Raw genomic sequence first — 7700 nt, 5'->3', positions numbered from 1 at the left:
GCGGAGGCGCTCGGGCTGAGGCCGGTCCGGCGGGGGCGCTCGGGCTGAGGCCGGTCCGGCGGGGGCGCTCGGGCTGAGGCCGGTCCGGCGGGGCCCGACTCGACGGTGCTCCGGCGGGGGGAACGGACACGCCAGCGGTCTGCCGGGGTGACAGACCGACGGCGTGCCAGGATGCCTCGCATGACCGCTCTGGCCGCTCATCGGATGATTCCACCGGCTTCGACCGTTCGGCCGTACGCCCGGTGAGCGTCTCCGCCCAGCCGGTGGCGCTGATCCTGATCCCCGCCGCAGCCGTCGCCGCGCCCCTGCTCGCCGACCGGCTGCTGCGGTGGATCGCCGTACCCACCGTGGTGTTCGAGATCGTGCTCGGCGTGCTGATCGGCCCGGACGTCCTCGGCTGGGCGCACGTCGACGACCGGGTGAACGCGCTGTCCCAGTTCGGCCTGGCCATGCTGATGTTCCTGGCCGGGTACGAGATCGACTTCGCCAAGCTGCGCGGCGGCCCGCTGAAACGGGCGGGCACCGCGTGGCTGGTCTCGCTCGTACTGGCCCTCGGCATCGGCGCCCTGGTCGACCGGGACCCGTGGAACGGCGCCTTCGCCGGGCTCGTGCTCACCACCACCGCGCTCGGCACGATCCTGCCGATCCTCCGCGACTCCGGCGAACTGCCCACCCCCTTCGGCTCGTTGGTGATGGCCACCGGTGCCGTCGGCGAGTTCGGGCCGATCATCGCGATCGCCGTGCTGCTCAGCGGCAACTCCCCGGCCCGGACCGCGATCATCCTCGGCGCCTTCGCGGTGATCACCGCCGTCGCCGTCCTCGGCGCCCGCCGGCCGCGCCCGGCCTGGGCCACCCGGCTGATCGAGCGCACCCTGCGCACCTCCGGGCAGTTCGCGATCCGGGCGGTGATCCTGGTGCTCGCCGTCATGGTCGCGGCCGCGCTCTGGCTCGACCTGGACATGCTGCTCGGTGCCTTCACCGCCGGGATCGTCTCCCGGCTGCTGCTCTCCGACATCCGGCAGGCCGAGGAGGAGGTGATCGAGGCCAAGCTGGAGAGCATCGGCTTCGGCTTCCTGGTGCCGATCTTCTTCGTGGTCAGCGGGATGAACTTCGACCTGGACGCGCTGCTGGACGACCCCGGCACGCTGCTGCTCGTCCCGGCGTTCCTGCTCCTGTTCCTCGCCGTGCGCGGCGTGCCGGCCGCGCTGCTCACCCCGCCCGGGTTCGGCGGGCGGGACCGTACGGCGCTCGGGATGTACGCGGCGACGGCGCTGCCGCTGGTCGTGGTGATCACCACGATCGAGGTGGAGGCCGGGCACCTGCCGTCCTCGACGGCGGCGGCGCTGGTGGGCGCCGGCATGCTGTCGGTACTGGTGTTCCCGCTGGCGGCGCAGCGGGTGCGGGGCGGGGTGCGGCCGTCGGCGGCCGCCGACGGCGAGCAGCCGAGGGTCCGGGCCGAGAGCTGGTGAGCTCCCGGCCCTCGTACACCCGGTTCGGTCAGATCACGCCCGCCTGGCGGGCCGTCTCCTCGAAGGCGCGGGCCACCTGGCTGCCCCGGTAGGGGGTGAGGCGGCGGTGGAAGTCCCGGACGTACTCCAGCGAGCGGGCCGAGCGCATCTCCGCCGCCGCCCGCAGCGCGTCGGTGGCCATGGTGCAGGCCTCGTCGAGGTCCCCCATGCCGAGCCGGGCGGTGGCCAGCACCAGCCGGCAGAAGATCCGGCTGCGCGCGTAGGCGGGCGAACGCAGCCGCAGCGACTTCTCGGCGTGCTGCGCGGCGGTGCGCCACTGCTGGAGGTCGCGGTAGCAGTGGGCGAACTCGTCGGAGAGCTGGGCCTCGTCGAAGTACCGCGCCCAGGAGGGCAGTTCGTCGCCCGCACGGGAGGCAGCGAGCGAACGTTCGGCCCGGACCAGCGCGGTGGTGCAGGACCGGACGTCGCCCAGCAGGCCGTGCCCGCGCGCCTCCGCGGCATGCATCAGCGACTGGACCACCGGCGGGACGGCGGTACCGACGCCCTGCTGGGCGACCCGGGCGAGCTGGACGGCCTCCCGGCCGTGCCCCAGGTGGACGGCCTGCTGGCTCATCGTCACCAGGACGTAGCCGCCGAGCGCGCGGTCCCCGGCGGCCTGGGAGAGGCGCAGCGCCTGGACGAAGTAGCGCTGGGCGAGGCCGTGCGCGGCGATGTCGAAGGACGTCCAGCCGGCCAGCCTGGTCAGGTCGGCGACGGCGCCGAACAGGGCGCGGCCGATCTGTTCGCCGTAGCGGCCGCGCAGCATCGGCTCGGCCTCGCTCTCCAGGTAGCGGACCAGGGCCTGACGGGCGTGGCCGCCGCCGTAGGCGTGGTCGAGCGCCCGGAAGAGGTCGCCGACGGCGCGGATGGCGGCGATGTCGCCGCGGCCGACCCGCAGGGTGGGGCGGGCGTCGCGGGTCGGGTCGGTGTACGGCGGTTCGACGGCGGCGGGCGGGCGGCGGCTCTGGGTGGGCACCCGGCCGATGGGGGCGGCGGTGCCGGTCGTCCCGGCGGTGCTGCGGGCGCCGGGAGTGCCCGGGGTGCCGGTCGTGCCCGGGGCACCGGTGGGCTGGAGGCGCGGCGGGCCGGCGACGGGCGAGCCCGGACCGTGCGGACCCGGTGCGGGCCCGGTGGTGGCGCCCGGCGGGCCGGCGGCGGCGGCGTCCGGGCGGGTCAGGGTGGAGCCGTCCCGGGCGACCCGCTCGTCGGTGCGGCCGATCAGCCAGTCCCGGCTGGGGACGACCAGGCCCGCCGGGGTGAAGGCGATCCGGCGCAGCTCGGACTGGGGGCCGTTGTCCTTGCGCCACATGCTCGCCACGATGTCCACCGCCTCCTGCGGGGTCTCGGCGAACTCCAGGCCCGCGTAGACCGGGGCGCAGGCGTCCAGGCCGAGGTCCTGGGCGGTGAGGCGGCGGCCGAGGCGGCGGGTGAAGACCTCGGCGATCAGCGCCGGGGTGGCGCCGCGGGGCTGCTGGCCGCGCAGCCAGCGGGTGACCGAGGTCTTGTCGTAGCGCAGGTCGAGGCCGTGCTCCAGGCCGAGCTGGTCGACCCGGCGGGCCAGGCCGGCGTGCGAGAACCCGGCCTCCTCGATCAGGGCGGCGAGCTGGCCGTTCTGCGGGGTCGGGCCGGAGTGGCCGGTGTGGCTGCCGTGGCCGCTGACGGTCGCGGGGGCGGGTGCGGCGGTGGCTTCGTGCCGGGCGGGTGTGGCCTGCGCGGGCAGCCGCAGTTCGTCGGCGGTCGGGGCGTCGGCGGTCAGGGCGTCGGCGGTCAGGGTGTCCGCGGTCAACGTGTCGGCGGTCAACGTGTCGGCGGTCAGGGCGTCGGGGGCGTCCGGAAGGCCCCGACCGACCGGGCCTCGGCGCTGGCCGAGCGGGTCGAGCGGTCCGTACGCCGGGCTGTCGGTTACAGGCCGTTGGGGCATGTCAGTCAACACCTCTCGGACGTCGCACCGGGCTCCACCAGCAGTTCGGCTCGCCCGGGGCGGCGCCCCCTGTCGGGAATCGGCGTGAATGTAGCGAGCATTCGGGCGCTATGGGTGGATCTGACCGAGCAATCCTCCGAACGGGTGAAGCATCCGCGCCCATTGTGGGGAAGCGGGGCCACGATGGGTTTGGCCTTCCGGGGTCGAACCGTCAACCGGCACCGGTGGTGGTTGACGCCATGACGCACCGGGATGCTGTGTCGGCCTGCCACATGGGAGCCGCGCCGCCGGATTCCTACCGTTCTCGGCCATGGACACCTCTACTGCCCGCCCGCTCGACGGCCGCACGGCCCTGGTCACCGGGGCCGCCTCGGGCATCGGCCGGGCTTGCACCGAAGCCCTCGCCGGAGCCGGCGCCCGGGTCTACGTCGTCGACCTCGCGGCCGGCCCGGCGCGGGAACTCGCGGACCGGATCGGCGGATACGCGATCGTCGCGGACCTCGCCGACCCCGAGGCCGTGGACGCCCTGCCGGCCGACGCCGACATCGTGGTCAACAACGCCGGCCTCCAACACGTCGCGCCCGTGCACGAGTTCCCCGTCGAACGCTTCACCCTCATCCAACGCGTCATGGTCGAGGCCCCGTTCCGGATCCTGCGCCGCACCCTCCCCCACATGTACGAGCGGGAGTGGGGCCGGATCGTCAACATCTCCTCCGTCCACGGCCTGCGCGCCAGCGCCTTCAAGTCCGCCTACGTCACCGCCAAGCACGCCCTGGAGGGCCTCAGCAAGACCGTCGCCCTGGAGGGCGCCCCGTACGGCGTCACCAGCAATTGCCTCAACCCGGGGTACGTCCGAACTCCCCTGGTGGAGAAGCAGATCGCCGCCCAGGCGCTGGCCCACGGCATCCCCGAGGACGAGGTCGTCGAGCGGATCATGCTCGACCGCACCGCCGTCAAGCGCCTCATCGAACCCTCCGAGGTCGCCCAACTCGCCCTCTGGCTCTGCTCCCCCGCCGCCGCCTACATCACGGGCGCCAGCCTGCCCATCGACGGCGGATGGACGGCGCACTGAGACGGAGCGGAAGAAACGGAGCGGAGGAGGAGGACGTCACCGCGCCCTCCCCGTCTCGCGGCGGAGGCTTCTTGTGCAGCGGACGCTCCTGGTGCAGCGGACGCTCCTGGTGCAGCGGAGGCCCCTGTGCACGGAAAGTCGGGCCCGTCGACTTCCCGTGCACCACCACACCGAGCGGCCCGCGCCCCAGACCCCGGGGCGCGGGCCGTCGTCCATTGGTCATGGAGCTGTTCGCCACCTGCCGCCCGGGGACTGTGTGGGTCGGTCACATAGGCGCTGGAGCGTGGGGTTCCTACCTTGTGGCGACATCGTCCCCCGTCTGGAAGTGGTGACCATGAACGCCCCCAAACCTGGTTCGTCGGCGACCAGTTCACTCCCGCGAGTGGTAGCCGCGAGTCTGATCGGCACGACGATCGAGTGGTATGACTATTTCGTGTACGGAACAGCTGCGGCGCTGGTGTTCGGGAAGGTGTTCTTCCCCCACAGTGATCCGCTGACCGGGACGCTGCTGTCGTTCCTGACGTACGCGATCGGGTTCGCGGCGCGCCCGCTCGGAGCGCTGGTGTTCGGGCACTTCGGGGACCGGGTGGGGCGGAAGAAGCTGCTGGTGGTGAGCCTGCTGCTGATGGGCGGGTCGACGACGGCGATCGGGCTGCTGCCGACGTACGACTCGGTCGGGGTGGCGGCGCCGGTGCTGCTGACGGCGCTGCGGCTGGTGCAGGGTTTCGCGCTCGGCGGGGAGTGGGGCGGAGCGGTGCTGCTGGTGTCGGAGCACGGGGACCAACGGCGACGGGGGTTCTGGGCGTCCTGGCCGCAGGGCGGGGCGCCGGCCGGGAACCTGCTGGCGGCCGGGGTGCTGTCGCTGATGACGGCGGTGCAGTCGGAGAGCGCGTTCCTGGCGTGGGGGTGGCGGGTGCCGTTCCTGCTGTCTGCGCTACTGGTCGGGGTCGGGATGTGGATCCGGCTGGCGGTGGAGGAGTCGCCGCTGTTCCAGCAGGCGATGGCCGCGCAGAAGGAGAAGAAGAGCGGGCGGGCCACCGAACAGGCCCCGCTGGTGGGGGTGTTGCGGCACCACTGGCGGGAGGTGCTGGTGGCCATGGGCGCGCGGATGGCGGAGAACATCTCGTACTACGTGATGACGACCTTCGTGCTCACCTACGCCGTCACCCACGCCCACTTCGACAAGCAGAGCGCGCTGAACGCCGTCCTGATCGCCTCGGCGATCCAGTTCGCGCTGATCCCGCTGTTCGGCGCACTGTCCGACCGGGTCGGGCGCAAGCCGGTGTACCTGGTGGGTGCGGCCGGGGTCGGGGTCTGGGCGTTCGTGTTCTTCGGGATGGTGGACACCAGGTCGTTCGCGCAGCTGGTGGTCGCCGTGACCGTCGGCCTGGTGTTCCACAGCGCGATGTACGCACCGCAGGCGGCGTTCTTCTCCGAGCTGTTCGCGACCCGGCTGCGGTACTCGGGCGCCTCGATCGGGGCCCAGTTCGCCTCGGTGGTGGCCGGCGCGCCCGCCCCGCTGATCGCGACCGCGCTGCTCAAGGACTACGGCAGCGCCACACCGATATCGGTGTACGTGGCCGCCGCGGCGGCGCTCACCGTACTGGCGGTGCTGTGCGCGCGGGAGACCAGGGGCCGGGATCTGGCGGAGGTCGAGGAGGGCGAGTCGGCGGACGCCGCCGCGGTCGGAAAGCCCGCTGTGGCCTGAGGGTTGAGCCGATAGCATCGCGATTTCTCGGAGACGAGGGAGCGAGGGAACGAGGGGACGAGGGAACGAGGGGACGAGGGGACGAGGGAACGAGGGAACGAGGGAACGAGGGAACGAGGGAACGACCGGACAACGGAAGTGACAGGACGACGGAACGACCGAACGACCGAACGACCGAACCGCGGAACGACGGACCACCGAACCGACGCCGATTGGCGGCCCGCACCATGAACCACCCCGACGACAGCGCCGCGCCCGCCCTACGGCGGCTGCTCGACCTGCTCGCCTCCGGCGCCGCCACCGAGGACTTCGCCGAGGTGCTGGCCGACGCCCGCCGCCGCGGGGCGCCGGCCGGCGTCCTCGCCGAGATCGACGGCGCCACCTGGCAGGCCCTCCGGGTCCACCGCACCCTGCGTCAACACCGGCGCCGCGAGGCCGAGTTGACGGCCCTGTTCGACACCGCCGGAGACCTCGCCGCCTCCCGCGACCTGGACGCCGTGCTGCAGGCCATCGTCCGCCGGGCCCGGATGCTGCTCGGCACCGACACCGCGTACCTGACCCTGCCGGACGTCGCCGCCGGTGACACCTACATGCGGGTCACCGACGGCTCGGTCTCCGTCCTGTTCCAGACCCTGCGGCTCAGCCTCGGCGACGGCCTGGGCGGGCTGGTCGCCCAGACCGCCCGCCCCTACGCCACCCCCGACTACCGCACCGACGAACGCTTCCACCACACCGGCACGATCGACGCCGGGGTGCTGGACGAGGGCCTGGTGGCGATCATCGGCGTGCCGCTGCTGCTCGGCGGGGACGTCATCGGCGTGCTGTTCGCCGCCGACCGCTCGCCGCGCGCCTTCTCCCCCGACGAGGTCGCCCTGCTCTGCACCCTGGCCGCGCACGCCGCGATCGCCCTGGACACCGCCAAGTCACTGGCCGACACCCGGGCCGCGCTCGCCGAGCTGAACGCCGCCAACGAGCTGGTCCGGGCGCACTCCGCCGCCGTCCAACGCGCCGAGCAGGCCCACGACCGGCTCACCGACCTGGTGCTGCGCGGCGCCGAGGTGCCGGACGTGGCCGCCGCCGTCGCCCACCTGCTGGGCGGGGAGATAGCGGTACTGGACGCCGAGGGCGAGCCGCTGGCCGGGCGGCCCGCCGCCGAACTCGCCGGGGCGGTGGCCGCCTCCCGCGCCGAGGGCCGGTCCGTACGGCACGGCGAGCTGTGGGTGTGCGCCGCACTGGCCGGACACGACGCGCTCGGCACCCTGGTGCTTCGCGGCCGGCCCGACCTCGACGACGCCGACCGGCGGCTGTTCGAGCGGGCCGGCGTCGTGACGGCGCTGCTCCTGCTACTGCGCCGCTCGGTGGCGGAGACCGAGAACCGGGTCCGCGGTGAACTGCTCACCGACCTGCTCACCGCCCCCGAGCGCGACCCGGCCGGGCTCACCGCGCGCGGCCGCCGGCTCGGCGTCGACCTCGCCCGGCCGCACCTGGTGC

Annotated in this window: 5 protein-coding genes; 4 read left to right on the top strand and 1 reads right to left on the bottom strand. The window is 73.7% G+C overall.

Translation table 11 applies throughout. The annotated features are described in order from the left end of the window. Positions 1 to 242 precede the first annotated feature (242 nt). Positions 243 to 1469: a cation:proton antiporter gene (locus tag BG452_RS25145; RefSeq protein WP_188306636.1), complete on the top strand. Its 1227-nt coding sequence runs from the start codon at positions 243 to 245 to the stop codon at positions 1467 to 1469. A 28-nt stretch (positions 1470 to 1497) separates the two neighbouring features. Here the strand turns inward: BG452_RS25145 and BG452_RS25140 are convergent, their stop codons facing one another. After that, positions 1498 to 3429 carry a regulator gene (locus tag BG452_RS25140; RefSeq protein ID WP_223242704.1) on the bottom strand — a complete coding sequence of 644 codons (1932 nt, stop codon included), beginning with the start codon at positions 3427 to 3429 and terminating at the stop codon, positions 1498 to 1500. 310 nt (positions 3430 to 3739) lie between these two features. Between BG452_RS25140 and BG452_RS25135 the strand changes: the two genes are divergently transcribed. From BG452_RS25135 to BG452_RS25125, 3 genes are all read left to right on the top strand, one after another. After that, positions 3740 to 4501, top strand: a complete 762-nt coding sequence (locus BG452_RS25135) for a 3-hydroxybutyrate dehydrogenase (protein WP_188306635.1) — start codon at positions 3740 to 3742, stop codon at positions 4499 to 4501. A 334-nt stretch (positions 4502 to 4835) separates the two neighbouring features. Beyond that, positions 4836 to 6209 carry an MFS transporter gene (locus BG452_RS25130; RefSeq protein ID WP_188306634.1) on the top strand — a complete coding sequence of 458 codons (1374 nt, stop codon included), beginning with the start codon at positions 4836 to 4838 and terminating at the stop codon, positions 6207 to 6209. A 227-nt stretch (positions 6210 to 6436) separates the two neighbouring features. Then, positions 6437 to 7700 (top strand): GAF domain-containing protein (locus BG452_RS25125; protein WP_188306633.1); only part of this gene is annotated, 1264 nt, incomplete at its 3' end.

Origin of the sequence: Streptomyces sp. CBMA123, assembly GCF_014596465.1 — a bacterium.
GTDB lineage: Bacteria > Actinomycetota > Actinomycetes > Streptomycetales > Streptomycetaceae > Kitasatospora.
The sequence above is the reverse complement of the archived record's forward strand: the minus strand, read 5'-3'. Positions and strand labels throughout refer to the sequence as shown.